Here is a 26325-nt window from a genome sequence, read left to right as displayed (position 1 = left end):
GCGGCCGCCGGCGGTCGGGGGTGCGGTAACTTGCCGCCACTCCGGGATTGTTCGGTAAAAGACCGCCGGCGGTGTCCCTCCCCTCGGTGGGAGGAACACGGCCGACGGTTCACGCAGGACACAGGCGGGGCGGGCAACCGCCCCGCCTGCGGCGTTCCTAGAGGTCGAAGTAGAGCTCGAACTCGTGCGGGTGCGGGCGCAGCTGGATCGGGGCGATCTCGTGCGTCCGCTTGTAGTCGATCCACGTCTCGATCAGGTCGGACGTGAAGACACCGCCGGCGAGCAGGTACTCGTGGTCCGCCTCCAGCGCGTCCAGGACGGCCGGGAGCGAGGTCGGGACCTGCTGGACGTTCGCGTGCTCCTCGGGGGCGAGCTCGTACAGGTCCTTGTCGATCGGCTCGGCCGGCTCGATCTTGTTCTTCACGCCGTCCAGGCCGGCCATCAGCAGCGCCGAGAAGGCCAGGTACGGGTTGGACGACGGGTCCGGCGCGCGGAACTCGACGCGCTTGGCCTTCGGGTTCGAGCCCGTGATCGGGATACGCATCGCGGCGGAGCGGTTGCGCTGCGAGTAGACCATGTTGACCGGGGCCTCGAAGCCGGGGACCAGGCGGTGGTAGGAGTTCACCGTCGGGTTGGTGAAGGCGAGGAGCGAGGGGGCGTGCTTGAGGATGCCGCCGATGTAGTAGCGGGCGATGTCCGAGAGTCCCGCGTAGCCCTGCTCGTCGTAGAACAGCGGGTCGCCGCCGGCCCACAGGGACTGGTGGACGTGCATGCCCGAGCCGTTGTCGCCGAAGATCGGCTTCGGCATGAAGGTCGCGGTCTTGTTGTTGCGCCAGGCGACGTTCTTCACGATGTACTTGAAGAGCATCAGGTCGTCGGCCGCGGCGAGCAGCGTGTTGAACTTGTAGTTGATCTCGGCCTGGCCGGCGGTGCCGACCTCGTGGTGCTGGCGCTCGACCTGGAGGCCGTTCTTGTCCAGCTCCAGCGAGATCTCGGCACGCAGGTCGGCGAAGTGGTCGACCGGCGGGGTCGGGAAGTAGCCGCCCTTGTAGCGGACCTTGTAGCCACGGTTGTTCTCTTCCGAACCGGTGTTCCAGGCGCCGGCTTCGGAGTCGATGTGGTAGAAGCTCTCGTTCGCCGACGTCTGGAAGCGGACGCTGTCGAAGACGTAGAACTCAGCCTCGGGACCGAAGTACGCGGTGTCGGCGATGCCGGTGGAGGCGAGGTACGCCTCGGCCTTCTTGGCCACGTTGCGCGGGTCACGGCTGTACTGCTCGCCGGTGATCGGGTCGTGGATGAAGAAGTTGATGTTGACGGTCTTGTCACGGCGGAAGGGGTCGACACGGGCGGTCGACAGGTCCGCGCGAAGCGCCATGTCGGACTCGTGGATGGCCTGGAAGCCGCGGATCGACGAGCCGTCGAACGCCAGTTCCTCGGTCGGGTCGAAGGCCGCTGCCGGGATGGTGAAGTGCTGCATCACACCGGGCAGGTCACAGAACCGGACATCGATGAACTTGACGTCTTCGTCGGCGATGTACTTCTTCACGTCGTCGGCGTTCTGGAACATCCAACTCCTCCTACTCCCGGCCCGGGAGGGACGGGGTTGCAGCTCGTCGTGCGGCCAGTGCGGTGGCACACGCTGGACCCGACCATAGGCAGACCGGATTTCTCAAGCATGACCCATTTGTTTCGCAGAAGTTAACCGGGGCGGGTGCCGGTGATGCGTCGGAGAGGTGCCGGGGCTGCCGTGGGGGCGCGCGGTCCCGGCCCCACCCCGCAGGGCACGGAGGCGGGCGCAGTACCTTGGACGGGTGGACAACAGGCAAGCAATGGGATCGTGGCTCTCCGGGCCGCGCGCGGCAGCCGAGGACATGGGCGTCGAATTCGGGTACCGGGGCAAGCGGCTCGGTCTGCCCGAGGGGGGTCCGGGGTCCGTCGCCCCGCTCGGCCGGCGTTTCGGCGCCCTCTTCATCGACTGGGCGCTCTGCATGCTGATCGCATACGGGCTGTTCGCTCGGGGTGACCAGCAGGCGGCCGGGAACTGGGCGCTCGGGATCTTTTTCGTACTGAGCGTGCTCACCGTCGGGACCGTCGGCTGCACGCCGGGCAAGCGCATCCTGGGCATCCGCGTCGTCGCGGAGAACGGCGGACGGCTCGGGCTCGGGAGGGTGGCCGTGCGCAGCGTGCTGTTGTGCCTGGCGATTCCGGCCCTGGTCTGGGACCGCGACGGCCGGGGGCTGCACGACCGGCTCGCCCGCGCCGTTCAGGTACGGAGCTGAGAGCGGGGGCCGACCGCCCGGAGGGGTGAGGAGGGCGGGGCCCCGACAGGACGTGACGAGAGGCAAGGCACGAGAAGAGGGCGGGGCCCGGACCACGATGGTCCGGGCCCCGCCCTCTTGCCACGTCCGGTGCGTGGCGTCAGCGCATCTTTCCGCCGCGCGGCATCCGCATGCCCTTGGGCATCGGGCCCTTCGGCAGCGGCATGTTGCTCATCAGGTCGCCCATCGCCCGGAGCCGGTCGTTGGCCGCCGTCACCTGCGGGCCGGTGAGGACCCGGGGCATCTTCAGCATCTTGGTGCGGATCTTCTTGAGCGGCACCTGACCCTCGCCGTTGCCGACGATGATGTCGTGCACGGGAACGTCCACGAGGATGCGGGCCATCTTCTTCTTCTCGGCCGCAAGCAGGAGCTTGACCCGGTTCGGGTTGCCCTCGCCCACCAGCACGATGCCCGCCTTGCCGACGGCCCGGTGGACGACGTCCTGGCTGCGGTTCATCGCCACCGCGGGCGTCGTGGTCCAGCCGCGGCCCACCCGGTCCAGCACGGCCGCCGCAGCGCCCGGCTGTCCCTCCATCTGCCCGAAGGCCGCCCGCTCGGCTCGCCGTCCGAAGACGATCGCCATCGCGAGGAGGGCCAGCACGAAGCCCAGGATGCCCAGGTAGACCGGGTGCTTGATCAAGAAGCCGATGGCGAGGAGGACACCGAAGGTGACGATTCCCACACCCGCGACGACAAGACCGATCTTGGAGTCGGTCCGCCGGGTCATCTTGTAGGTCAGGGCGATCTGCTTGAGCCGCCCCGCGTTCTCGGCGCTGTCCGCGCCGTCAGTGTTTGCCTTCCTCGCCATGTATTGAAGTTTACGTGGCCTAGGAACGGTGGTCGCCCACGGCCTCCAGTACGTACTCGGTCTCGACCCGGTCCTTGGCCCGGCGGCGGTCCTCCAGGACCGCCGTCCAGGCGTTTCGGCGGGCGGTGCGCTGGCCGCCGCTCAGCAGCAGCGACTCGACGGCACGGAGAGCATCGGTGACGGACGGGATGGCGGTGGCGCGTACCGGCACGGCCTGCATCGTGGAAGTCCCCTCGGAACGGATACCCGGAGTGAGTGGGTGGTGGAAGTTGCCTGCGCGGCTGGACTGTTCGCGGGCGCAGTGACGGCGGCAGCCATGGAAACCACTGCGCTGCGTGCATCCAGTGTCACTGCTCGGTGTTACCAGCGCATGACCGGTCGGTCAAACACCAATGAAACCCTGATATCGGCGCCGCGCACGTCGAAGCGGCCCATACGCGTCCCCGACCTGCGGGGAGCGTAGGAGCCGCTTCGAATCAGTCACTACCGCCCGGTAGCTTCTTGTGCTCGGTTTCACACAGCCGGTGTCACACGGCGGGCGTCGTGGCGGCCGCGCCGCGCCGCTCGATCGCCTGCTGGAAAAGACGGCCTGCGCGGTACGAGGAACGGACCAGCGGCCCGGACATCACACCGGAGTAGCCGATCTCGTCGGCCTCCTCCTTCAGCTCCACGAACTCGTGCGGCTTCACCCAGCGCTCCACCGGGTGGTGGCGCACGGACGGCCGCAGGTACTGCGTGATGGTGATGAGCTCGCACCCGGCGTCGTACAGGTCCTGGAGCGCCTCGCTCACCTCTTCACGGGTCTCGCCCATGCCGAGGATGAGGTTCGACTTGGTCACCAGACCGGCCTCGCGGGCCCGGGTGATGACCTCGAGGGAGCGCTCGTAGCGGAAACCGGGGCGGATCCGCTTGAAGATGCGCGGCACCGTCTCGACGTTGTGCGCGAGCACCTCGGGGCGCGAGGAGAAGACCTCGGCGAGCTGCTCGGGCTCGGCGTTGAAGTCGGGGATCAGCAGCTCGACCTTGGTGGCGCCGGTTTCGCGCTCCGCCGTCAGCGCGTGGATCTGGCGCACGGTCTCCGCGTACAGCCAGGCACCGCCGTCCTCCAGGTCGTCGCGGGCGACGCCGGTGATCGTGGCGTAGTTCAGGTCCATCGTGACGACCGACTCGCCGACGCGGCGGGGCTCGTCCCGGTCCAGCGCCTGCGGCTTGCCGGTGTCGATCTGGCAGAAGTCACAGCGCCGGGTGCACTGGTCGCCACCGATGAGGAACGTGGCCTCGCGGTCCTCCCAGCACTCGAAGATGTTGGGGCAGCCCGCCTCCTGGCACACCGTGTGCAGACCCTCGCTCTTCACGAGCTTCTGCAACTGGTTGTACTCGGGGCCCATCTTCGCCCGCGTTTTGATCCACTCGGGCTTGCGCTCGATGGGGGTCTGGCTGTTCCGGACCTCCAGGCGCAACATCTTGCGCCCGTCGGGTGCGACAGCGGACACGTCCGGCTCCCTACGACTTCGATTCTTCGGCGAACACCAGGGTACGCCCGCTATTTGTACGGCCGAGGTGTGGCCCTCACCCCTGGGCAACCAGGGGACGGACCCGGCCATTCCCGGGGGCGGGGTCAGACCGAGGCGCGGTCGATCTCGCGCGGAGCGAGTTCCGCGTTCTCCAGGACGTCCTTCAGGTGCTTCTCGACGACCGGGAGCACCTCCGCGATCGTGATGTCGCGGCCCAGCTCGTACGCGAGCGACGTGACGCCCGCGTCGCGGATGCCGCACGGCACGATCCGGTCGAACCAGGTGTTGTCAGGGTTCACGTTGAGCGCGAAGCCGTGCATGGTCACCCCCTTGGCCACCCGGATGCCGATCGCGGCCAGCTTGCGGTCCTCGCGGCGCTGGCCGGCGTTGGACGGGGCGTACTCGGGTCCGTTCAGCCGCGCGTCGAACTCCTCGTCGTGCAGCCGCGGGTCGAAGTCGAGCGACAGGCCGCCGAGCGACGGGCGCTGCTCGACCGGGTCGCCGAGCACCCAGACCCCGCTGCGGCCCTCGACCCGGCTGGTCTCCACGCCGAACTCGGCGGCGGTACGGATCAGCGCCTCCTCCAGCCTGCGGACGTGCGCGACGACATCCACCGGGCGGGGCAGCTTCTGGATCGGATAGCCGACGAGCTGCCCGGGGCCGTGCCACGTGATCTTTCCGCCGCGGTCCACATCGACGACCGGCGTGCCGTCCAGGGGGCGCTCGCTGTCGGTCGTACGCCGTCCGGCGGTGTAGACGGGCGGGTGTTCCAGCAGCAGACAGGTGTCCGGAACCGCGTCCTCGAACCGGGCCGCGTGCACCTCTCGCTGCTTCTGCCAGGCCTCCTGGTACTCGACGGCTTCCTTGCCGAATCCCAGCCGGACGAACCGAAGCTCACTCACGACAGATGCCTCCCTACTTGTGGCGTCGTCGGGAGCCGGGGGATGTCCCCGGAGCCACGCCGCCCTGCACTGATTCGCGCCCCGGCCACTGTACGACCGGCCCGGGAGCGGTGGCCCGGCAGGTCGTCCCCGTCAGCGCCACCCTCAATCCTCACACGATCGGATGAATGTGAAGCGAAGGAGGCTGCGGCCGCCGCCGGTCCCGCTAAATTCGCGCCGTTCCATAAGGGCTGCCCGCCCGGCCCCGAAGGCAGGAGACCGTACATCTGATGTCGGAACGACCTCCGCAGCGCACGCCCAACCGCCGGCTTGCCTCACTCATCACCGAAGCCGGGTTCTCGAACGCCGGTCTCGCCCGCCGGGTGGACCAGCTCGGCCTCGAACACGGTCTCGATCTGCGGTACGACAAGACGTCAGTGACCCGCTGGCTGCGCGGCCAGCAACCGCGCGGAACCACCCCCGCCCTGATCGCCGAGGTCTTCACCCGGCGGCTCGGACGCCGGCTCTCCGCCCAGGACCTGGGGCTCGACGCGTGCGCGCCGGTCTACGCGGGTCTGGAGTTCGCCGCCACGCCCGCGGAGGCGGTGGACATCGTCAGCGGACTGTGGCGGAAGGACTCGGGCAGCCATGCGGAGCTGCGCAAGATCGCCTTCACCCCGGCCGGACTCGTGGTGCCCAGCCGGGACTGGCTGATCGGGCGGGCCGACGAGTCGGTGGGGCGGGGCGCCGAGGCGGCGGGATCCGGCGGGGAGACCGGCGGGGCCCGTGGGGTCCAGGGGGCACCGGCGGTGCCGCCGGCCGGTGCGCCCCGTACGACGGTGGCGGTCAACGGGTCCCGTGTGTCGCACGCCGGGACCGGGACGCACGGACCGGGCGGCCGGTACGGCGCCCGCGGGCCCGGGCCCGCCAGGCCCGCCGCCTCCGCCGGACCGCCGGTGCACCTCGTGCCGCCGCCACCCGCGGCCACGGGCACCTCAGGCGTCCCCCGGCAGCGGCAGACCGACCGCGGACCGGGGCAGAAGGTCAGCAGCGGGGACGTCGCCGCGCTCCGCTCGGTCGGCGAGCTCTTCCGCACCCTCGACCACGCCTACGGCGGCGGGCACGCCCGCCAGGCCCTGGTGCGCTACCTGGAGCACGAGGCCGAGCCGATGCTCCGCGGGACGTACGGCGAGGCCACCGGGCGGCGGCTCTTCGCGGCCGCCGCCGATCTGACCCGGCTGGCGGGCTGGACCTCGTACGACATCGCGGCGCACGGCCTCGCGCAGCGCTATTTCGTCCAGGCGCTGCGGCTCGCGCAGGCCGCGGGCGACCGGGCGTACGGCAGTTATGTGCTGATCACCATGAGCCGGCAGGCGGTCTATCTCGGGCACGGCAGGGAGGCCGTCCAGCTGGCGCGCGTCGCCCAGCAGGGCATCGGCTCGTCGGCCCCGCCGGTCGCGCTCGCCCTGCTGCATGCCGTCGAGGCGCGCGGGCACGGTGTGCTGGGCGAGGCGCGGACCTGCGCGGCCTCGCTGGCGCGGGCGGAGCGCGCGCTGGAGACCGCCCGGCCCGGGGACGAGGCGCCGCACTGGGCGCGCGGCTTCGACGAGGCGCAGCTCGCCGACGAGTTCGGGCACTGCCACCGTGATCTGCAGCAGTACCGGGCCGCCGCCCAGTACGCGGAACGCTCGTTGCAGCTGCGCGCCCCGGGGTACGCCCGGAGCAGGCTGTTCTGCCGGGTGGTGCTGGCGTGCGCCCGGCTCGGGCTCGGCGAGCTCGACCAGGCGTGCCTGCTCGGCGCGGAGGCGGCCCAGCAGGCGGCCGAGATGCGGTCGGCGCGGGCCACGGAGTACGTACGGGACTTCGAGCGCCGCATCGAGCCGTACCGGGACGCGGCGGCGGTACGTGGATACCGGGACCGGGTCGCGGCTCTCGGCTGAGTCCCCGCCGCGCAGCGGGACCGCTCGCCGGACCGGGCCGGCAGGCGCGCGGGCGGACTCAGGCCGCTTCGGGCAGCTCCGACGCCAGGTGGCCGGGACGGATGCCCAGATCGCCGAGGATGGCGTGCGCCGCCCTGCGGCCCGAGAACAGGGCGCCCTGCACCGTGCTCGTGTCCCGGTGGTCGCCGCAGACGTACAGCCCGGCGAGCAGCCGGACCGGGCGGCGCGGATCGTGCGGCGGCGACATGGCGGGGACCGCCTCCGGGTCGTGGTGGGCGGAGAGGAGTTCCCAGTCGTCCGTGGGGCTGCCGTACAGCGTGGCGAGATGGGTGCGGACCGCGCGGTCGAGATCGGGCGGTGGGGTGCCGAGCACGGTCGACGTGATCAGCGTCCTGCCGTGCGGGGCGCGCGACGGGTCGACCTCGCTCATCACACAGGTGTGCGCGACCGGGCCCGAACGGTCGGCGTCCAGCAGCAGCGAGGCGCCGGCCGGCGGCGGAGCGGGCGCCGTGTGGTGCAGGACCGTCACCGGGTGGAAGGACGGCACCCGCAGACCGGGCAGCAGCTCCGCGGCGGCACTCGCACCGGTGGCCAGCAGCAGGGAACGGCAGCCCAGTTCGCCGTGTTCCTTGGTGCGGACCGAGGTGATGCCGGCATGGGTGACATGGACCCCGGTCCGTACGGTGCCGGGCGGCAGGGCCGCCGCCATCAGCTCGGGCAGGGTGGCCGAGCCGCCGGACGGCACGCACAGCCGGCCGCGCGCGTAGCCGCGCAGCGCGAGGTCGGCGCACCGGCTGGACGTCGTGAGCGCGGGGTCGCTGAGCAGCGCGGCGAGCAGCGGGCGCAGGAATCCGCTGACCGTCCTGGGCGGGAGGCCGCGGGCGGACAGGGCGTCGAGCGCGGACCGTTCGGGCCGGGTCAGGATGCGGGCGGCCGGGGTGGCGGCGAGCCTCGCCAGCGCGGCGCCGAGCCGGGCCTGGTCGATCGGGCCGCCCGCCGGCGGGCGGGGGGCGCTCGCGAGGGCGCGCGCCGCCTTGAGTGCGCCCCGTGCGCTCCGTGTCTGCCCTACTGCGCCGGTCCGGTACTGACGGCCCTCGCTGTGGACGAGTACACCCGGCGCGAAGTTCCGCAGGACGAGCCCTTCGAGACCGGGCGCGGTGCGCAGTTCCGGATACGAGGTGCTGAGAAGCGGGCCGATGCGGTCGAGCCGGAATCCGTCCACCTCCTCGGTGGACATCCGGCCGCCGACGCGTGGGCCGGCCTCCAGGACGCTGACACTTGCCCCTGCCCTGATCAGTTGATGGGCCGCTGACAGGCCGGCGATCCCGGCCCCGATGATGACGACGTCCGCGTGGTGTGCCGTGCTGAGCACGTGCCCCTCCCCGAGTCGGCGCGACTGCTGGGAGGCTCTTGCCCCCAACAGGCCCCCGGAATGCCCGAGTTCGCCATGAGGCTAGGAGGTCGCGGGCGCGGGCGCAGTCGCGCGCGGCCCGGGGCACCGTTGCACGGGGTCGCACATGCGTGTGATTCGCTCGTCCGTGCTCAGTGCAGCGCGGCGCGCACGGCCGCGTCGATCCCGGGGAACGCGAACGTGAATCCCGAGTCCAGCAGCCGCGCCGGCAGTACCCGCTGACTGCCCAGCACATCCTCCGCGAACTCCCCCAGAGCGATCCGGAGCGCCGGGGCCGGCACCGGGAACGGCGTCGGGCGGCGCAGTACCCGCCCCATCGCGGCCGTCACTTCGCCGTTGGTCACGGGGCCGGGGCCGGTCAGATTCACCGGTCCGGACAGCGACTCGGTGTCGAGGAGGTGCCGCATCGCGGCGATGTGGTCGTGCAGTGCGATGAAGCTCCAGTACTGGTGCCCGTCGCCGAGCCGGCCGCCGAGCCCCGCCCGGAACAACGGGAACAGCCGGCCCCAGGCGCCGCCCTGCCGCGCGACGACCAGGCCGGTGCGTGCGTACACCGTCCGTACCCCCGCCCGCTCCGCCGGAGCCGCGGCCGCCTCCCAGTCCACGCAGACGGAGGGCAGGAAGCCCGTGCCGTGCGGTGCGCTCTCGTCGACCGAGCGGTCCCCGGTGTCGCCGTAGTAGCCGATGGCCGTCCCGCACAGCAGCACCCTCGGCGGCACGTCGAGCGAGGCCACCGCCTCCGCGATCGCCGCCGTCCCCAGCACCCGGCTGTCCCGGATCTCCTGCTTGTACGCATCGGTCCAGCGGTGGTCGCCGACCCCGGCGCCGGCGAGATGGACGACGGCGTCGCAGCCGACCAGGCCCGCCCCGTCGACGTATCCCCGCTTCGGGTCCCACTCGACCTCGTCACCGGCGCGGGCCGGGCGCCGGACCAGGCGTACGACCTCGTGCCCTTCGGTCCGCAGCGAGCGCACCAGCGCGGCCCCGATGAGTCCGGTGGATCCGGTGACAGCGATACGGGAGTTGACCATGCCCCCATCCTGCCGCAGCGGTGGACGGGGCGCCTCGTCCGCGCCCCCGGATCACTCGAATCAACGCGGGCGGGGGCCGGGGCCCGGCGGAACGGCGATGACGCGGCAGGGCCGGTCGTGGCACAGTGACGCCCATGCCTGATCTCCGCACCCGCCCCGTCCGTCGTGCGGTTCCCGCCGACGACTCCGCTCTCGGGGAGCTCGACCGGGCCACCTGGTCGACCCTGCACTCCGTGCAGCCGCGGCCGCAGCCGCCGTACGAATCGTTCTTCGGCGACCGGAGCCGGCCCGAGCATCTGTACGTGTCCGAGGTGGAGGACGCGGCGGGCGAGGTGCGCATCGCCGGGTACATCAGGGTCGTTCCGCCCACCCCGCTGGCCTGCAACGCGCACGTGCGCCAGATACAGGGACTGGCCGTGGCCGACAGGGCGCGCGGTCGTGGTGTCGCCAGGGTGCTGTTGAGGGCGGCGTGCCTGGCGGCGCGCGGTGAGGGGGCGAGCCGGATGACGCTGCGGGTGCTCGGGCACAACGGGCCCGCACGCGCGCTGTACGAGTCGGAGGGCTTCGTCGTCGAGGGCGTGCTGCCCGGCGAGTTCTTCCTCGGAGGGCGTTACGTGGACGACGTGATGATGGGCCGTCCGCTCGCCCCGTGAGCGGACCGCGGTGCGGAGCGGTGCCCGGGCCGGGTCAGCCGGCTCCGAACCGATCCCAGAGCAGCGGGAACCGGTCCGCCAGCGCCGCGTCGTCCTCGAAGCGGACCGGGGTGCCCTCCGGTTCGGCGGCCTGCGGCGGGATCCCGAGGTCCGGTGTGACCACACCGGTGAGCTGTTCGTACGCCTCGTCGGCGGCGTAGCCGAGTTCCTCGGCGTCCCCGTCGAGCTCCTCGTCGAAGTCGTCGAGGAGTTCGGCGAGACCGTCCGGATCGTGCACGGCTCCCTCGAAGACCTCCCGGCCCTGGCCGATCAGCCAGCACCGGAAGTAGTCGAAGGCGTCGTCGCTCGCGCCGTCGAGCAGCACGGCGGCGGCGCCCCACAGATCCCACCGGTACGCGCGGTTGTAGCGGGCCTCGAAATGCCGGGCGAAATCCAGAACGGATTCGGGATCGAGCTGCACCAGCCGTTCGACGAGCAGATCGGCATGGTCCTCGGGATCGCCGTCGGCGGCCTCGCGGGTGCTGTCGATGATCTCCCAGAACTCCGTCTCGTCCATCACGGGTCAAGCATCTGCCTTGGCGGGAGGCGATGCACGCGCAGACACCGAAAAGAAGCCCTCAGCGATAGAGACGGCTCAGCCGTTCGGCGGCAGCGGCGAAGCGCGCACGCAGAGCGGGCGGTTCGACGACCTCCAACTCCGGCCCCAGGGACATCAGCTGGTCGTACGCGACGTCCAGGGACTCCACCGGCAGGACGACGGTGCGCCACCCGTCGCCGTCGGGCGGCCCGGCCGCCTCCAGCGCCTCGTGCACGGCCGAACGGTCCATGGTGTGCGGCAGTCCGCCCGCGCCCGCCTCCGACACCCGCACAGTCACCTCGGTCCGCAGGATCGATCGGGCGAACTGCGCGGCCCGCTCGGCCCAGAAGCCCGGCAGGTCGAAGGTGCCGTCGCGGACGAACCGCTCGTCCGACACGGTCACCGTGGTGAAGCGGTCGACCCGGTACACCCGGAAGTCGGTCCCGGCGCGGGCGCACACGTACCAGACCCCGGCCTTCAGGACGAGTCCGTACGGTGCCAGCTCCCGCTCGGCCTCGCCGCCCCCACCGCGCCGCCGGTAGCGGGCCCTGACCATCCGGTCGTCCCGTACGGCCTCCGCGACGGCGGGCAGCAGCTCGGGCGTGACGGGCTCCTGGTACCAGCCGGGGGCGTCCAGATGGAACCGCTGGGCGGCGGTGTCGGAGGCGTCCCGCAGCGAGGGCAGCAGGGCGGCCGTCACCTTGAGGCGGGCGGTGGAGGCGGCGTCCTGGAGCCCCATCTCGCGCAGCGCGGACGGCAGGCCGGAGAGGAAGAGCGCCTCGGCCTCGTCACGGGCCAGCCCGGTCAGCCGCGTGCGGTACCCGCCGACGAGCCGGTACCCACCGGTGCGGCCCCGGTCCGCGTACACGGGAATCCCGGCCTCGGAGAGCGCCTGGGCGTCACGGGCGACGGTCCGTTCGGAGACCTCCAGCTCCCGGGCGAGCTCGGCGGCGGTCATGGTGGCACGGGACTGGAGGAGCAGCACCATGGTGATGAGCCGGGCAGCGCGCATGGCTGCCAGTGTGCCTGCCGGCCACGGCGGAGACCACGCCCGCCGGACGGCCCGACGGCAGAAAGCCGGCCGGGCGTACCAGGGTCACCCTCTGGGTGACCCTGGTACGCCCGGCCGGCGTCGCATCACAGCCCGTACTTCTCCCGGGCTTCCTTGACCGCGGACGCGGGCACCTCGCCCCGCCGCGCCAGCTGCGCCAGCGCCGCGACGGCGACCGACTGCGCGTCGACACCGAAGTGGCGGCGGGCCGCGTCACGGGTGTCGGACAGGCCGAAGCCGTCCGTACCGAGCGACGACCAGTCCTGCTCCACCCACTGGCTGATCTGGTCCGGGACCTGACGCATCCAGTCGCTGACCGCGAGGACCGGGCCCGGTGCGCCGTCCAGCGCCTGGGTCACGTACGGCACCCGCTGCTCACCGCGGAGCAACGCCTCGTCGCACTCCAGCGCCTCGCGGCGCAGCTCGCCCCAGGACGTGGCGGACCAGACGTCGGCCGTGACACCCCAGTCCGCGGCCAGCAGCTCCTGAGCCTCCAGGGCCCAGTGGATCGCCGTGCCGGAGGCGAGCAGCTGCAGGCGCGGCGCGTCCGCCGTGGCGGGCGTGCCCTCCTTGAAGCGGTAGAGCCCCTTGACGATGCCCTCCTCGACGCCCTCCGGCATCGCGGGCTGCGGCTTCGGCTCGTTGTAGACCGTCAGGTAGTAGAAGACGTTCTCGGCCTCGGGGCCGTACATCCGGCGCAGACCGTCCTTGACGATCACCGCGATCTCGTACGCGAACGCCGGGTCGTAGTTGAGCGACGCCGGGTTCGTGGACGCGATCAGGTGCGAGTGGCCGTCCGCGTGCTGGAGACCCTCACCCGTCAGCGTCGTACGGCCCGCGGTGGCGCCGACGATGAAGCCCTTGCCGAGCTGGTCGGCGAGCTGCCACATCTGGTCGCCGGTCCGCTGCCAGCCGAACATCGAGTAGAAGATGTAGAACGGGATCATCGTCTCGCCGTGCGTCGCGTACGACGTGGCGGCGGCGATGAAGTCGGCCATGGCGCCGGCCTCGGTGATCCCCTCGTTGAGGATCTGGCCGTCCTTGGCCTCCTTGTAGTACATCAGCTGGTCGCGGTCGACCGGCTCGTACGTCTGGCCCAGCGGCGAGTAGATACCGGCCGACGGGAACAGCGACTCCATGCCGAAGGTACGGGCCTCGTCCGGGACGATAGGAACCCAGCGCCTGCCGGTCTCCTTGTCCCGCATCAGGTCCTTGGCGAGGCGCACGAAGGCCATGGTGGTGGCCATCTCCTGCTTGCCGGAGCCCTTCTTCAGCGCGGCGAACGCCCGCTCCTCGGGCTCGGGCAGCGCCACCGCGTGCACCCGGCGGGCCGGGGCGGGGCCGCCGAGGGCGGCGCGGCGCTCCTGGAGGTAGCGGACCTCGGGGGAGTCCGCACCCGGGTGGCCGTAGGGCACCTGGCCGTCCGTGAAGGCGCTGTCCGGGATCGGGAGCCCGAGCAGCTCGCGCATGCCCTTGAACTCGTCGATCGACAGCTTCTTCATCTGGTGGTTGGCGTTCTTGGACTCGAAGCCCTTGCCGAGCGTGTAGCCCTTCACCGTCTGCGCGAGGATCACGGTCGGGCCGCCCTTGTGCTCCAGGGCCGCCTTGTACGCCGCGTAGACCTTGCGGGCCTCGTGGCCGCCGCGCGAGGTGTAGAAACACTCGGCGATCTTCGCGTCGGTGAGCACCTTCGCCAGCTCGACGAGCGCGGGCTCGGCGCCGAAGAAGTGCTGGCGGATGTACGCGACGTCACGGGTGGCGTACGTCTGGAACTGCGCGTCCGGGACCTCGCGGAGGCGGCGGGCCAGCGCACCGGTGGTGTCCAGCCGGAACAGCTCGTCCCACGCGTTGCCCCAGAGCGTCTTGACGACGTTCCAGCCGGCCCCGCGGAAGGCGCCTTCCAGCTCCTGGACCACGCGGAAGTTGGCGCGGACCGGGCCGTCGAGACGCTGCAGGTTGCAGTTGATGACGAAGGTCAGGTTGTCGAGACCCTCACGGGCGGCGAGCGCCAGGGCGGCCGTCGACTCGGGCTCGTCCATCTCGCCGTCGCCCAGGAATGCCCAGACGTGCGAGTTCGACGTGTCCTTGATGTTGCGGTTGGCCAGATAGCGGTTGAAGCGCGCCTGGTAGATGGCCGAGAGCGGGCCGAGGCCCATCGACACGGTGGGGAACTCCCACAGCCAGGGCAGTCGCCGCGGGTGCGGGTAGGACGGCAGACCGTCGCCGCCCGCCTCCTGGCGGAAGTTGTCGAGCTGCTGCTCGCTGAGCCGGCCGTCGAGGAAGGCCCGGGCGTAGATGCCGGGGGAGGCGTGGCCCTGGATGTAGAGCTGGTCGCCGGAGCCGTCCCCCTCCTTGCCGCGGAAGAAGTGGTTGAAGCCGGTCTCGTACAGCCAGGCCGCCGAGGCGAAGGTCGCTATGTGTCCGCCCACGCCGTGCTTGGCGCCACGGGTGACCATCGCGGCCGCGTTCCAGCGGTTCCAGGCGGTGATCCTGGACTCCATCTCCAGGTCACCGTCGAACTCGGGCTCGGCGGCGGTCGGGATGGAGTTGACGTAGTCGGTCTCCAGCAGCTTGGGCAGCGCGAGACCGGCGCCCTCGGCATGTTCGAGCGAGCGCCTCATCAGGTACGCGGCGCGATGCGGCCCCGCGGCTTTGGTGACGGCGTCGAGAGAGGCCGCCCATTCGGCGGTCTCTTCGGGGTCGCGGTCCGGGAACTGGTCGAGTTCGCTCGGACGCTTTCCTACGGGGTCGGTCATGATCGCCGCCTTCCGGAGTGGGAGGGGGTGGAGAAGTCCCTGGCTGGCAGGACAGGGCGATGGGGCAGGTGGGCCCGCGAAGTGAACTGTAAGGCGCTGATCGATGATCGATCAAAGGCTGAAGGGCAAAACTTCTCGATATGGAGAAAGTTGGCATCCCGTGCCCTCTTTTGCGGCACGGAGTGACGTCTCAAATCGGTATTAAACGGTCACGTATCTGCGCAGTCGAGCGGCCGTCCGCGCATCTGGTACCGACGTCAGGCGCGCGGTGCGCACCCCAGCACATGCGCTCTCACCAGCACTCCGATGTCCGGGTCCTTCCGCAGGAACGCGTCGATGAGCGCCTCGTGCTCCTCCGCGTACGACTTCTGCACCGTCCCCAGCCAGCGGATCGAGAGCGCCGTGAACACCTCGATGCCCAGCCCCTCCCAGGTGTGCAGCAGTACGGCGTTCCCCGCGGCCCGCACCAGCTCGCGGTGGAACCCCACCGTGTGCCGCACCTGCGCCTCGCCGTCGGCCAGCCGGTCGGCCTCGTACAGCGCCGCCACGTGCGGAGCGAGCTTCGAGCAGTCCTCGCCGAGCCCCGGAGCCGCCAGCTCCGCCGCGATCTGCTCCAGACCGGCCCGTACCGGGTAGGACTCCTCCAGATCAGCCGCGGTCAGATTCCGCACCCGTACGCCCTTGTTGGGCGCCGACTCGATCAGCCGGAGGGTCTCCAGCTCCCTCAGCGCCTCCCGCACGGGTGTCTGGCTGACCTGCAGCTCGGTGGCGATCCGCCGCTCCACGATCCGCTCGCCCGGCTTCCAGCGCCCGCTGACGATCCCGTCCACGATGTGCTCGCGGATCTGTTCGCGCAGCGAGTGGACGACGGGCGGGGTCATGAGGGGCTCCTTCGGGGAAAGCCGTTGCTGCCGATCCGAGCTGTGCCGGTCCGGTGACCGGTGGTGTCTAGACAATACGGCGGCGCCCCCGCCCGGAAGTGTTCCGGACGGGGGCGCCGCTGGTGAGGCTGGTTACAGCGAACCGTTCTCCGCCTTACAGGCCGAGCTCGATCTCGAACTCGCCGGCCTCCAGGATCGCCTTGACCGCGGTCAGGTAACGGGCGGCGTCCGCGCCGTCCACCAGACGGTGGTCGTAGGAGAGCGAGAGGTACGTCATGTCGCGGACGCCGATGACGGTGCCCTCGGCGGTCTCGATGACCGCCGGACGCTTGACCGTGGCACCGATGCCCAGGATGGCGGCCTGGTTCGGCGGCACGATGACGGTGTCGAACAGCGCACCGCGCGAACCGGTGTTGCTGATCGTGAAGGTGGCGCCGGACATGTCGTCCGGGGTGAGGCCACCGCCACGGGCCTTGCCCGCGAGCTCGGCGGTCTTCTTCGAGATGCCGGCGATGTTCAGGTCGCCCGCACTCTTGATGACCGGGGTCATCAGACCCTTCTCGGCGTCCACGGCGATGCCGATGTTCTCCGAGTCGAAGTACGTGATGGTGCCCTCGTCCTCGTTGATCCGGGCGTTGATGACCGGGTGGGCCTTCAGCGCCTGGGCCGCCGCCTTCACGAAGAACGGCATCGGGGACAGCTTGACGCCCTCACGGGCGGCGAAGGCGGCCTTCGCCTGGTTGCGCAGCTTCATCAGCTTGGTGATGTCGACCTCGACGACCGAGGTCAGCTGGGCCTGCGAGTGCAGCGCCTTCATCATGTTCTCGCCGATGACCTTGCGCATGCGGGTCATCTTGACGGTCTGACCGCGCAGCGGGGACGCCTCCAGCTTCGGCGCCTTCGAGGCGGCCGGAGCGGCGGCGACGGGAGCCGGAGCTGCGGCGGCGGCCTTGGCGGCCTCCGCTGCGGCGACGACGTCCTGCTTGCGGATGCGGCCACCGACGCCGGTGCCCTTGACGGCGCCGAGGTCGACACCGTTCTCGGCGGCGAGCTTGCGGACCAGCGGCGTGACGTACGCGCCGTCGTCGGCCGCGGAAGCGGCCGGAGTCACCGGGGTGACCGGAGCCGGAGCGGCCACGGGTGCCGGAGCGGCCGGAGCCACCGGGGCGGGGGCGGCGGCCGGTGCGGCCGGAGCGGGGGCTGCGGCGGCCGGGGCCGGGGCAACGGGAGCCGGGGCGGCCACGGGGGCCGGTGCGGCCGGAGCCGGGGCAGCCGCCGGGGCGGCACCCGCGGCGCCGATGACGGCGAGCTTGGCGCCGACCTCGGCGGTCTCGTCCTCGGCGACGACGATCTCCAGCAGCACGCCGGAGACCGGGGCCGGGATCTCGGTGTCGACCTTGTCCGTGGAGACCTCGAGCAGCGGCTCGTCCTCCGTGACCTCCTCGCCGACCTCCTTCAGCCAGCGGGTGACGGTGCCCTCGGTGACGCTCTCGCCGAGCGCCGGGAGGGTGACGTCCGTACCGGCGGCGCCGCCGGCCGGGGCTGCGGCCGGAGCCTCGGCCACGGGGGCGGGAGCGGCGGCGGGGGCCTCGGCGACCGGGGCCGGCGCGACCGGGGCAGCCGCGGGCTCGGCGGCCGGAGCCGCGGCGGGGGCGGGTGCGCCCGTGCCGTCGTCGATGATGGCCAGCTCGGCGCCGACCTCGACGGTCTCGTCCTCGGCGACCTTGATGGACGCGAGGATGCCGGCGGCGGGCGCCGGGATCTCGGTGTCGACCTTGTCGGTCGACACCTCGAGCAGCGGCTCGTCGGCCTCGACGCGCTCGCCCTCGGCCTTCAGCCAACGGGTGACAGTGCCCTCGGTGACGCTCTCGCCGAGCGCCGGAAGGGTTACGGAAACCGACATGGTTTCAGTTGCTCCTTACGAATGTGCGGAAGTAGGTCGGTCGTCGCGCCCGGGACTGGATCAGTCGTGGGAGTGGAGAGGCTTGCCGGCCAGGGCCAGGTGGGCCTCGCCGAGCGCTTCGCTCTGCGTCGGGTGGGCGTGGATGAGCTGCGCGACCTCGGCCGGCAGCGCCTCCCAGTTGTAGATCAGCTGGGCTTCGCCGACCTGCTCGCCCATACGGTCACCGACCATGTGGACGCCGACCACGGCACCGTCCTTGACCTGGACGAGCTTGATCTCGCCCGCGGTCTTGAGGATCTTGCTCTTGCCGTTGCCCGCAAGGTTGTACTTCAGAGCGACGACCTTGTCCGCGCCGTAGAGCTCCTTGGCCTTGGCTTCGGTGATGCCCACGGAAGCGACCTCGGGGTGGCAGTACGTCACCCGGGGGACACCGTCGTAGTCGATCGGAACGGTCTTCAGACCCGCCAGCCGCTCCGCCACCAGGATGCCCTCGGCGAAGCCGACGTGCGCGAGCTGGAGCGTCGGGGCCAGGTCGCCCACGGCCGAGACGGTCGGGACGTTGGTCTGCATGTACTCGTCGACCAGGACGTAGCCGCGGTCCATCGCGACGCCGGCCTCCTCGTAGCCCAGACCCTGCGAGACCGGGCCGCGGCCGATCGCGACCAGCAGCACCTCCGCCTCGAAGGTCTTGCCGTCGGCGAGGGTCACGCGGACGCCGTCCTGCGTGTACTCGGCGCTCTGGAAGAACGTACCGAGGTTGAACTTGATGCCGCGCTTGCGGAAAGCGCGCTCAAGAAGCTTCGAGCTGTTCTCGTCCTCGACCGGGACGAGGTGCTTCAGGCCCTCGATGATCGTGACGTCGGTGCCGAAGGACGTCCACGCCGAGGCGAACTCGACGCCGATGACGCCGCCGCCCAGGACGATCGCGGACTTCGGGACGCGGTCCAGCTTCAGCGCGTGGTCCGAGGAGATGATCCGGTTGCCGTCGATCTCCAGGCCCGGCAGCGACTTCGGCACGGAGCCGGTCGCCAGGAGTACGTGGCGGCCCTGGATGCGCTGGCCGTTCACGTCCACCGAGGTGGGGGAGGAGAGCCGTCCCTCACCCTCGATGTAGTGCACCTTGCGCGAGGCGATGAGACCCTGCAGACCCTTGTAGAGGCCCGAGATCACGTCGTCCTTGTACTTGTGGACGGCCTCGATGTCGATGCCCTCGAAGGTCGTCCTGACGCCGAACTGGTCGGCCTCGCGCGCCTGGTCGGCGATCTCACCGGCGTGCAGCAGCGCCTTCGTGGGGATGCAGCCGTTGTGCAGGCAGGTGCCGCCGACCTTGCCCTTCTCGATCAGAGCGACGTCCAGGCCCAGCTGCGCTCCGCGCAGGGCCGCGGCGTAACCGCCGCTACCACCGCCGAGGATCACTAGGTCGAAAACGGTGCTGGCGTCGTTCGCCACGTCACGTCCTCCATGCATGTGCGCCGTACGCCGGGCCCCGTCGCTGGGGGATGACCGCCGGTCGGCTGGTGTTCGGCCGCTTGTGTTGTTCGGCCCTGTGGTGGGGGCCCTGTCCTGCCGAGAACCCATCTTCGCACTTGTTGACGGTGGGCGGGACGCGGGGCCCGGGTCCGGGACGGATGACCGGCCGTCCCGGACGGTCACCGCTGCGTGGAGTCCGGTGGATTTCGTCGAGAGCGAAACCCGCGCGGACCGTGCTGCGGTGCCGAGAGGTCAACGCGTGCGGCCCCGGACGTATGCCCGGGGCCGCACGCGGGGAACATCGTCAGCCGAGGTCGCCGGCGGCGGTGCGCTCCGCCAGCTTCACCAGCGTGCGGACGGCGGAACCGGTGCCGCCCTTCGGCGTGTAGCCGTAGGGCGCGCCCTCGTGGAAGGCGGGGCCGGCGATGTCCAGGTGCGCCCAGGCGATGCCCTCGCCCACGAACTCCTTCAGGAACAGACCGGCCACCAGGCCGCCGCCCATCCGCTCGCCCATGTTGGCGATGTCGGCGGTCGGGGAGTCCATGCCCTTGCGCAGGTCGGCGGGGAGCGGCATCGGCCAGGAGGCCTCGCCGACCTCCTCGGCGATCTCGTGGATGGAGGTACGGAAGGCGTCGTCGTTCGACATGATGCCGAAGGTGCGGTTGCCCAGCGCCAGGACCATCGCGCCGGTCAGGGTCGCCACGTCGACGATCGCGTCCGGGTTCTCCTCGGAGGCGCGGGTCAGCGCGTCGGCGAGGACGAGCCGGCCCTCGGCGTCCGTGTTGAGGACCTCGACGGTCTTGCCGCTGTACATGTGCAGCACGTCGCCCGGGCGGGTGGCGTTGCCGGACGGCATGTTCTCGGCGAGCGCCAGCCAGCCGGTGACGTTGACCTGGAGCCCCAGACGGGCGGCCGCGACGACGGTCGCGAACACGGCGGCGGCGCCGCTCATGTCGCACTTCATCGTCTCGTTGTGACCGGCCGGCTTCAGCGAGATGCCGCCCGAGTCGTAGGTGATGCCCTTGCCGACCAGGGCCAGGGTCTTCTCCGCCTTCGGGTGGGTGTAGGCGAGCTTCACCAGACGGGGGCCGTGGGTCGAGCCCTGGCCGACGCCCAGCAGACCGCCGTAGCCGCCCTTGACGAGCGCCTTCTCGTCGAGGACCTGCACCTTGATGCCGTGCTCCTTGCCGGCGGCCGTGGCCACTGCGGCGAAGGACTCGGGGTACAGGTCGTTCGGCGGGGTGTTGATCAGGTCACGGGCGCGGTTGATCTCCTCGACGACCGCGACGGCACGCTCTGCGGCGGCCTTGAACGCCTTGTCGCGCGGCTTGGTGCCGAGCAGGGCGACCTCGGCGAGCGGCAGCTTGGCGCCGTTGCCGTTCTTCTTGTCCTTCGGCGCGAGCCTGTTCTCGCCGCCCTGGTACGCGGTGAAGGCGTACGCGCCGAGCAGCGCGCCCTGCGCGACGGCCTCGGCGTCCTCGACGGACGTGAGCGGCAGCGCGAAGCCGGCCTTCTTCGAGCCGGTCAGCGCGCGCGCCGCGGAGCCGGCGGCCCGGCGCAGCGCCTCGCCGTCGAACGCCGCGTCCTTCTCCGGGACCGGACCGAGTCCGACCACGACGACGACCGGCGCCTTGAGGGCACCCGGCGCGGGGAGCTTGGTCACTTCGCCCTCGGCACCGGAGGCACCCAGGGTCTCCAGGATGGTGGCGAGCTTTCCGTCGAACGCCTTGTCCACGGCCTCGGCACCCGGTGCGACGACCAGGCCCTTGGCTCCCTTGGCGACGCCGACGACGAGTGCGTCGGCGCGCAGCGTCGCCGCACCGGCAGTGCTGAGAGTGAGAGCAGTCACGGTGGTGAAATCTCGCTTCCGTTGAGTTCGTTGTCGGTCGAGGGGTGGGCCGACCGTGCCCGGCGCATCGTAGACGCCCCCGCAATGTGCCGGGACGAGCCTACGCGGGCCGTCGCCGCCGGATCACGGCGGCGGGCCGTCGGCGGCCCGCTCCGGCGTCCCGACCGCCGTTCCCGGCGGGCCCGTCGCGAGGACCGGGGAGCCGGATCCGGCCGGACAGTAGGGTCGGCCGGACGTGCCGGAGCGAGCGGGGGAGAGAGCGATGCGCGCCGAGCGGGCCGCCCGAGCGACGGGACCGGGTCCGGCACTGCTGCCGGTCGCCGTACTGATCCTGACGGCCGTGCTGGCGGGCTGCACGGCGGCGCCCGGGCCCGGGCCCGGATCCGCGGGGCGCTGGAAGCCGGGACCCGGCATCGGCTGGCAGTGGCAGCTGTCCGGCCGCCTCGACCCCACCGTGGACGTACCGGTGTACGACATCGACGGCTTCGAACACGGGGCGTCGGCGGTCGCTGATCTGCACCGCAGAGGCCGCAAGGTCATCTGTTACGTGTCCACGGGCGCCTGGGAGGACTTCCGGCCGGACGCCGAGAAGTTCCCCGCCTCGGTGCGGGGCAGGGGCAACGGCTGGCCGGGGGAGCACTGGCTCGACATCCGCCGCACGGAGCTGCTGGAGCCGCTGATGGAGAGCCGGATCGAGATGTGCGCGAACAAGGGATTCGACGCGGTGGAACCCGACAACATGGACGGCTACCGCAACCGGACGGGCTTCCCGCTGACCGCCGCCGACCAGTTGCGCTACAACCGCCTCATCGCCCGTCTCGCCCACCGCCACGGACTCGCGGTCGGACTGAAGAACGACCTGGACCAGATTCCGCAGCTGGAGCCGGACTTCGACTTCGCGGTCAACGAGCAGTGCGCGCAGTTCGGCGAATGCGGCGACCTCGCCCCGTTCACCGAGGCGGGCAAGGCGGTGTTCCACGTGGAGTACGAGGTGCCGGCGGCCCGGTTCTGCCCGCAGTCGAAGCGGCTGCGGCTGAGTTCGCTGCTGAAGAAGTACGACCTGGGCAGCTGGCGCCGGAGCTGCGCCTGAGGGCCGGGCCGGCCGGGAACGGCCCGGTCACCCCAGGGCGAGCGCCACCAGCACCCCCGTGGCCGCCGTCTCCGCGACCGCCCCGAACACATCCCCGGTCACCCCGCCGAACCGTCGCACACAGTGCCGCAGCAGGAGTTGGGCACTTAGCAGCCCGGCCGCCACCGCGAGGCCGTGGTGCAGCGCCCCGTACCCTCCGAACACGGCCCCCGCGGCCACCGCCGCGGCCACCACCACGGCCGCCACCGCCACCGCGCCCCACACCGGTACGGTCCCCGCGACCGCCGCTCCCAGCCCCTCCGGCCGGGCCGGTTCCACGCCCTGACGGGACGCCAGCGTGAGCGCGACCCGGGCGGTCGCCCCGGCGACGACCACCGCCACCGCGCCGTGCGCCCAGCCCTCCGCGTACAGCTCGTCGAGGACCGCGACCTGGGCCAGCAGGACGAACAGCAGGGTGATGACACCGAACGGCCCGATGTCGGACTGCTTCATGATGCGCAGCGCGTCCGGCGCGGGCCTGCCGCTGCCGAGCCCGTCCGCCGTGTCCGCGAGCCCGTCCAGATGCAGCCCACGGGTGAGGACGGCGGGGGCGGCGGCCGAGGCGACCGCGGCGAGCAGCGGCCCCGCCCCGGCCGGCAGCAGCAGCGCGCCCGGCAGGGCCGCGAGCACTCCGACCGCCAGACCGGCGAGTGGCGCGTACAGCATTCCGGCGCGGGCGGCCTCGCGGTCCCAGCGGGTGACGCGGACGGGGAGCACGGTCAGGGTGCCGAAGGCGAAACGCATGCCGTGGCTGTTCAGGGAGGTCACGGCGCGCAGGCTAGTCCCTGGACCGGACCGACATCTGGGGTGGAGCGCTGCATAATGACCCAAAAGCGGACTGTCGGGAGTGAGTGGCATGGGTCACTGGTTCGACCAGAACTTCGTCGAGCCGGGCAAGCTGCCCCTGCTCCTCGCCCTGGCGGCCTTTGTGCTGACGTTCGCCGTCACCCGTGTCGTCACCCGGATGATCAGGGCCGGGAAAGGGCCGTTCCGCAACATCACGCCCGGTGGCGTCCACGTCCACCATGTGGTGCCCGGTGTCGTGCTGACCGTGATCGGCGGCTTCGGCGCGGTCTCCAGCGGGCGGCACGGCGTGACGGCCGGGATCTGCGCGGTGATCTTCGGAATGGGCGCGGGGCTGGTGCTCGACGAGTTCGCCCTGATCCTCCATCTCGACGACGTGTACTGGAGCGAACAGGGCCGGCAGAGCGTCGAGGTCGTCGTCCTCACCGCGGCGCTGGTCCTGCTCCTCCTCGGCGGCTTCGCGCCGTTCGGGGTCAACGAGCTGAGCAGCAGTCAGCAGCAGAGCCGGCTGGGCATCATCCTGACCCTTGCGGTCAATTTCTGCTTCGTACTGGTCGCCCTGTTCAAGGGCAAGGCGAGGCTGGCGGTGCTCGGCACCCTGGTGCCGTTCGTCGCGCTGTTCGGGGCGGTCAGGCTGGCCCGGCCGACCTCCCTGTGGGCGAAGCGGTTCTACCGCAACCGGCACCGCGCGCGTGCCAGGGCGGTGCTGCGCGCCTACCACCACGACCGGCGCTGGGCGGGTCCGGGCCGCAGGTTTCAGGACTTGATCGGCGGCGCGCCGGACCGGGCCCCGGTCCCCGCACCCAAGTCCTGACCGCGGCGGGCGGGCGGATTCCGGCGCCGGCCGCGCCGGGCCGTGGCGGCGCAGAGGACCAGCATCGCGCCGATCGCGGCGAGATGCTCCTTGGCCGCCAGGTTGTTCTTGAAGATCACCTCGACGGTCATCGCCACGATCACCACCGCCCCGGTGAACCGGGCGCGGTAGGCGTGGCACACGTAGACCGCGAGCCCCACCACCGCCGCCGACGGTCCGGTGTCGACGATCCGGGCGTCCGAAGGGGGCAGCCCGAACAGGCCGTCGGGGCCGACCGCGACGCCGAACCGCGCGTACAGCGTCCCGGCCAGTGTCGCGACGTACGCGATCAGCAGCGTGCGCGACCGGCCCAGACAGATCTCGGCGATGCCGAACACCACCAGCACCTGCGTCAGCGCGCCCCACACGGGCAGGTCCGGCGCAGGGACGAACAGCGACAACGGGGTGCGCAGCAGGGAGATCCACAGCGGGTCCTCGGCCCGCACCGAGCCGAGGACCTGTACCGGGCGCAAGCCCCATGACCGGTTCTGCGCCAGTTGGAGCAGCGCCGTCAGAAGGACCGCGGCCAGGGTCATCGTGGCCACCCGGGGACGCGAGCGGGCGAGCCCTCCCCGTACGGTGGTGAACAGCGCTCCCCATTCGCGGCGGGCGGCCCTGCGCACCGCGGCCACCGGTCTCATCTTCGGGTTCCGAGGTGCGAGCGGTGCAGCCACTTGGGCAGCCCGGGCGCCTCCAGGAACCCTTCGGCGCGGCCCGCGGCGATGCCGATGCGCAGCAGGTCGGAGCTCTTCTCGAAGAGCATGAATCGCGGCTCCCAGATCGGCCGGTACTTGGCGTTGGCGCGGTAGAGCGACTCGATCTGCCACCAGCGGGAGAAGAAGCTGAGCAGTGAGCGCCACAGCCTCAGCACCGGCCCCGCGCCGAGCCGCGACCCCCTCTCGAAGACCGAACGGAACATCGCGAAGTTGAGCGACACCTGAGTGATCCCGATCTCCTGTGCGCGCTGCAGGAGTTCGATGACCATGAACTCCATCAGGCCGTTCTCGGCGTCCCGGTCACGGCGCATCAGGTCCAGCGAGAGACCGTTCGGCCCCCAGGGGACGAAGCTCAGTACGGCACGCAACGCTCCGGGGCCGCCCGCCCCTTCGTCCTCGGCCGACGCGGCGTTGCGGCATTCGAGCATCACGCACTGCCCGTCCGCCGGATCGCCGAGCCGCCCGAGCGCCATCGAGAAGCCGCGCTCGGTCTCCCCGTCGCGCCAGTCGTCCGCGCACCGCAGCAGCTGGGCCATCTCCTCCTCGGGGATGTCCGCGTGGCGGCGGATGGTCACCTCGTAGCCGGCCCGCTTGACCCGGTTGTACGCCTGGCGGACGGTTCGCATCGCTCGCCCGTCGAGGGTGAACTCGGCGGTCTCCACGATCGCTTCGTCGCCGAGCTCCAGTGCGTCGAGGCCGTGCCGGGCGTAGACCGTGCCGCCCTCCTCGCTCACCCCCATCACCGCGGGGATCCAGCCGTGTGCGCGGGCCTCGGCCAGCCACGGTTCGATCGCTCCGGGCCAGGCCTCCGGGTCTCCGATCGGATCGCCGGAGGCGAGCGAGACCCCGCCGACCACCCGGTAGGTGACGGCCGCCTTCCCCGTCGGCGACCAGATGACGCTCTTCTCCCGGCGCAGTGCGAAGTAGCCGAGCGAGTCGCGGTCGCCGTTCCTGTCGAGCAGGACCCGGAGCCGGTCCTCGTCCTCCGGGGTGATCGCGTCCACGGCCCGGCGGGAGCGGAAGGCCGCGTACACGACGGCGATCAGCAGCAGGGTGGAGAGGATGTTGATGACGACGTCGACCCAGCCGGGCACGGTGATGCCGGGGAAGCGGGAGTTGTCGGCGGCCACCGAGATCAGCCGCAGCGCGCCGTAGCGCCATCGGTCGAGGAAGGTCGACCGGTACTCGTCGTGCGCCTGGTTGGTGACGGTGACGAGCCCCGTGGCGATCAGTGAGGTGATCAGCAGACCGAGGACGGCGACCACGGCCGCCAGCTTCGGGTTGGACCGGTCGCCCTTCGCGTAGAACTCCCGCCGGCCCAGCGCCAGCGCGAGGACGAACGCCGCGGTCAGCGCCAGCGAGATCCAGTTCTGCGGGTACTGCCGGACTTCCGGGAAGCCGATCACGAAGGCGAAGAGCAGCAGGAGCAGGCCGCTCACCACCATGTTCACGATCCAGGCGGCCCGCTTGCGGCGGCGCATGGTGACCGCGAGGAAGAGCGCGACCACTCCCGAGGAGAAGCCCGCGGTGAGCAGATAGGGCGTGAAGTAGTTCTCGGTGTTGTGCCGGCGCAGGTCCTGGCCGAGCGAGACCCAGACGGCGCTCAGGAAATTGATGAACGACACCACGCGCAGATACCAGATGGCGAATGCCGCACTGCGTCGTGAGCGGACGGTACTCCGCCGGACAACCTCTCCGGTCAATCGGACCTCTCCCATGAAAAGCGATCATATGGTGCATCGCGCTCCGTGAGGGGGTGTGCTGCGGCCGATGTCAGGCG

Annotated in this window: 22 protein-coding genes; 5 read left to right on the top strand and 17 right to left on the bottom strand. The window is 71.3% G+C overall.

The features are described from left to right. Positions 1–157: 157 nt before the first annotated feature. A complete protein-coding gene (gene glnA, locus ACFVXE_RS27670; RefSeq protein ID WP_389675114.1) occupies positions 158–1567 on the bottom strand; it encodes a type I glutamate--ammonia ligase in 1410 nt (469 codons plus the stop codon). Between the two features lie 244 nt (positions 1568–1811). Here glnA and ACFVXE_RS27665 point away from each other — a divergent pair, with 244 nt between their 5' ends. Further along, positions 1812–2279, top strand: coding sequence for an RDD family protein (locus tag ACFVXE_RS27665; RefSeq protein WP_389675112.1), 468 nt, complete (start codon positions 1812–1814; stop codon positions 2277–2279). 139 nt (positions 2280–2418) lie between these two features. Here the strand turns inward: ACFVXE_RS27665 and ACFVXE_RS27660 are convergent, their stop codons facing one another. The 4 genes from ACFVXE_RS27660 to lipB all read right to left on the bottom strand — a co-directional run bounded on the left by ACFVXE_RS27660 (position 2419) and on the right by lipB (position 5542). After that, positions 2419–3126, bottom strand: a complete 708-nt coding sequence (locus ACFVXE_RS27660) for a DUF4191 domain-containing protein (RefSeq protein ID WP_389675111.1) — start codon at positions 3124–3126, stop codon at positions 2419–2421. A gap of 19 nt (positions 3127–3145) precedes the next feature. Beyond that, on the bottom strand, positions 3146–3346 hold the full coding sequence (locus tag ACFVXE_RS27655; protein ID WP_389675109.1) for a hypothetical protein: 201 nt from the start codon (positions 3344–3346) through the stop codon (positions 3146–3148). A 307-nt stretch (positions 3347–3653) separates the two neighbouring features. Further along, a complete protein-coding gene (gene lipA, locus ACFVXE_RS27650; RefSeq protein ID WP_389675107.1) occupies positions 3654–4619 on the bottom strand; it encodes a lipoyl synthase in 966 nt (321 codons plus the stop codon). A 125-nt stretch (positions 4620–4744) separates the two neighbouring features. Continuing rightward, on the bottom strand, positions 4745–5542 hold the full coding sequence (lipB, locus tag ACFVXE_RS27645) for a lipoyl(octanoyl) transferase LipB (protein ID WP_389675106.1): 798 nt from the start codon (positions 5540–5542) through the stop codon (positions 4745–4747). A gap of 269 nt (positions 5543–5811) precedes the next feature. On the opposite strand from lipB, the gene ACFVXE_RS27640 reads away from it, so the two are divergent. Continuing rightward, complete coding sequence (locus tag ACFVXE_RS27640; RefSeq protein WP_389675104.1) at positions 5812–7461, top strand: regulator; 1650 nt, start codon at positions 5812–5814, stop codon at positions 7459–7461. A 58-nt stretch (positions 7462–7519) separates the two neighbouring features. On the opposite strand, the gene ACFVXE_RS27635 is transcribed toward ACFVXE_RS27640, so the two are convergent. Further along, complete coding sequence (locus tag ACFVXE_RS27635) at positions 7520–8833, bottom strand: NAD(P)/FAD-dependent oxidoreductase (protein ID WP_389675102.1); 1314 nt, start codon at positions 8831–8833, stop codon at positions 7520–7522. 170 nt (positions 8834–9003) lie between these two features. Further along, entirely contained in the window at positions 9004–9903 is a 900-nt protein-coding gene (locus ACFVXE_RS27630; RefSeq protein WP_389675101.1) for a TIGR01777 family oxidoreductase, read from the bottom strand. A 134-nt stretch (positions 9904–10037) separates the two neighbouring features. Between ACFVXE_RS27630 and ACFVXE_RS27625 the strand changes: the two genes are divergently transcribed. Continuing rightward, the gene (locus ACFVXE_RS27625) at positions 10038–10556 is read left to right on the top strand and encodes a GNAT family N-acetyltransferase (RefSeq protein WP_389675099.1); all 519 of its coding nucleotides are present in this window, start codon (positions 10038–10040) and stop codon (positions 10554–10556) included. 34 nt (positions 10557–10590) lie between these two features. Here ACFVXE_RS27625 and ACFVXE_RS27620 read toward each other — a convergent pair whose 3' ends face one another. The 7 genes from ACFVXE_RS27620 to ACFVXE_RS27590 all read right to left on the bottom strand — a co-directional run bounded on the left by ACFVXE_RS27620 (position 10591) and on the right by ACFVXE_RS27590 (position 21043). Beyond that, on the bottom strand, positions 10591–11112 hold the full coding sequence (locus tag ACFVXE_RS27620; RefSeq protein WP_389675118.1) for a DUF4240 domain-containing protein: 522 nt from the start codon (positions 11110–11112) through the stop codon (positions 10591–10593). Between the two features lie 61 nt (positions 11113–11173). Then, positions 11174–12145 (bottom strand): helix-turn-helix transcriptional regulator, encoded by a 972-nt coding sequence (locus ACFVXE_RS27615; protein WP_389675098.1) that lies wholly within the window; start codon positions 12143–12145, stop codon positions 11174–11176. 125 nt (positions 12146–12270) lie between these two features. After that, positions 12271–14940 carry a pyruvate dehydrogenase (acetyl-transferring), homodimeric type gene (aceE, locus tag ACFVXE_RS27610; RefSeq protein WP_389675097.1) on the bottom strand — a complete coding sequence of 890 codons (2670 nt, stop codon included), beginning with the start codon at positions 14938–14940 and terminating at the stop codon, positions 12271–12273. 257 nt (positions 14941–15197) lie between these two features. Next, positions 15198–15821, bottom strand: a complete 624-nt coding sequence (locus ACFVXE_RS27605) for a GntR family transcriptional regulator (protein ID WP_389675095.1) — start codon at positions 15819–15821, stop codon at positions 15198–15200. Between the two features lie 154 nt (positions 15822–15975). Further along, a complete protein-coding gene (sucB, locus tag ACFVXE_RS27600; protein ID WP_389675093.1) occupies positions 15976–17724 on the bottom strand; it encodes a 2-oxoglutarate dehydrogenase, E2 component, dihydrolipoamide succinyltransferase in 1749 nt (582 codons plus the stop codon). 60 nt (positions 17725–17784) lie between these two features. After that, positions 17785–19173, bottom strand: coding sequence for a dihydrolipoyl dehydrogenase (lpdA, locus tag ACFVXE_RS27595; protein WP_389675092.1), 1389 nt, complete (start codon positions 19171–19173; stop codon positions 17785–17787). Between the two features lie 325 nt (positions 19174–19498). Continuing rightward, positions 19499–21043 (bottom strand): leucyl aminopeptidase, encoded by a 1545-nt coding sequence (locus tag ACFVXE_RS27590; protein WP_389675091.1) that lies wholly within the window; start codon positions 21041–21043, stop codon positions 19499–19501. Between the two features lie 262 nt (positions 21044–21305). Here ACFVXE_RS27590 and ACFVXE_RS27585 point away from each other — a divergent pair, with 262 nt between their 5' ends. Continuing rightward, positions 21306–22133 carry an endo alpha-1,4 polygalactosaminidase gene (locus ACFVXE_RS27585; protein WP_389675089.1) on the top strand — a complete coding sequence of 276 codons (828 nt, stop codon included), beginning with the start codon at positions 21306–21308 and terminating at the stop codon, positions 22131–22133. A gap of 27 nt (positions 22134–22160) precedes the next feature. On the opposite strand, the gene ACFVXE_RS27580 is transcribed toward ACFVXE_RS27585, so the two are convergent. After that, a complete protein-coding gene (locus ACFVXE_RS27580) occupies positions 22161–22940 on the bottom strand; it encodes an adenosylcobinamide-GDP ribazoletransferase (protein ID WP_389675087.1) in 780 nt (259 codons plus the stop codon). An 88-nt stretch (positions 22941–23028) separates the two neighbouring features. Here ACFVXE_RS27580 and ACFVXE_RS27575 point away from each other — a divergent pair, with 88 nt between their 5' ends. Then, positions 23029–23790, top strand: a complete 762-nt coding sequence (locus ACFVXE_RS27575) for a hypothetical protein (RefSeq protein WP_389675085.1) — start codon at positions 23029–23031, stop codon at positions 23788–23790. Here the strand turns inward: ACFVXE_RS27575 and ACFVXE_RS27570 are convergent. Both ACFVXE_RS27570 and ACFVXE_RS27565 read right to left on the bottom strand, forming a co-directional pair. Further along, positions 23733–24470, bottom strand: a complete 738-nt coding sequence (locus ACFVXE_RS27570; RefSeq protein ID WP_389675083.1) for a hypothetical protein — start codon at positions 24468–24470, stop codon at positions 23733–23735. The two genes, ACFVXE_RS27575 and ACFVXE_RS27570, sit on opposite strands and share 58 nt — an antisense overlap. Next, positions 24467–26263, bottom strand: a complete 1797-nt coding sequence (locus tag ACFVXE_RS27565) for a phosphatidylglycerol lysyltransferase domain-containing protein (RefSeq protein WP_389675081.1) — start codon at positions 26261–26263, stop codon at positions 24467–24469. The genes ACFVXE_RS27570 and ACFVXE_RS27565 overlap by 4 nt, the downstream gene beginning before the upstream one ends. Positions 26264–26325: the final 62 nt, after the last annotated feature.

Origin of the sequence: Streptomyces sp. NPDC058231 (assembly GCF_042882275.1) — a bacterium.
GTDB lineage: Bacteria > Actinomycetota > Actinomycetes > Streptomycetales > Streptomycetaceae > Streptomyces.
The sequence above is the reverse complement of the archived record's forward strand: the minus strand, read 5'-3'. Positions and strand labels throughout refer to the sequence as shown.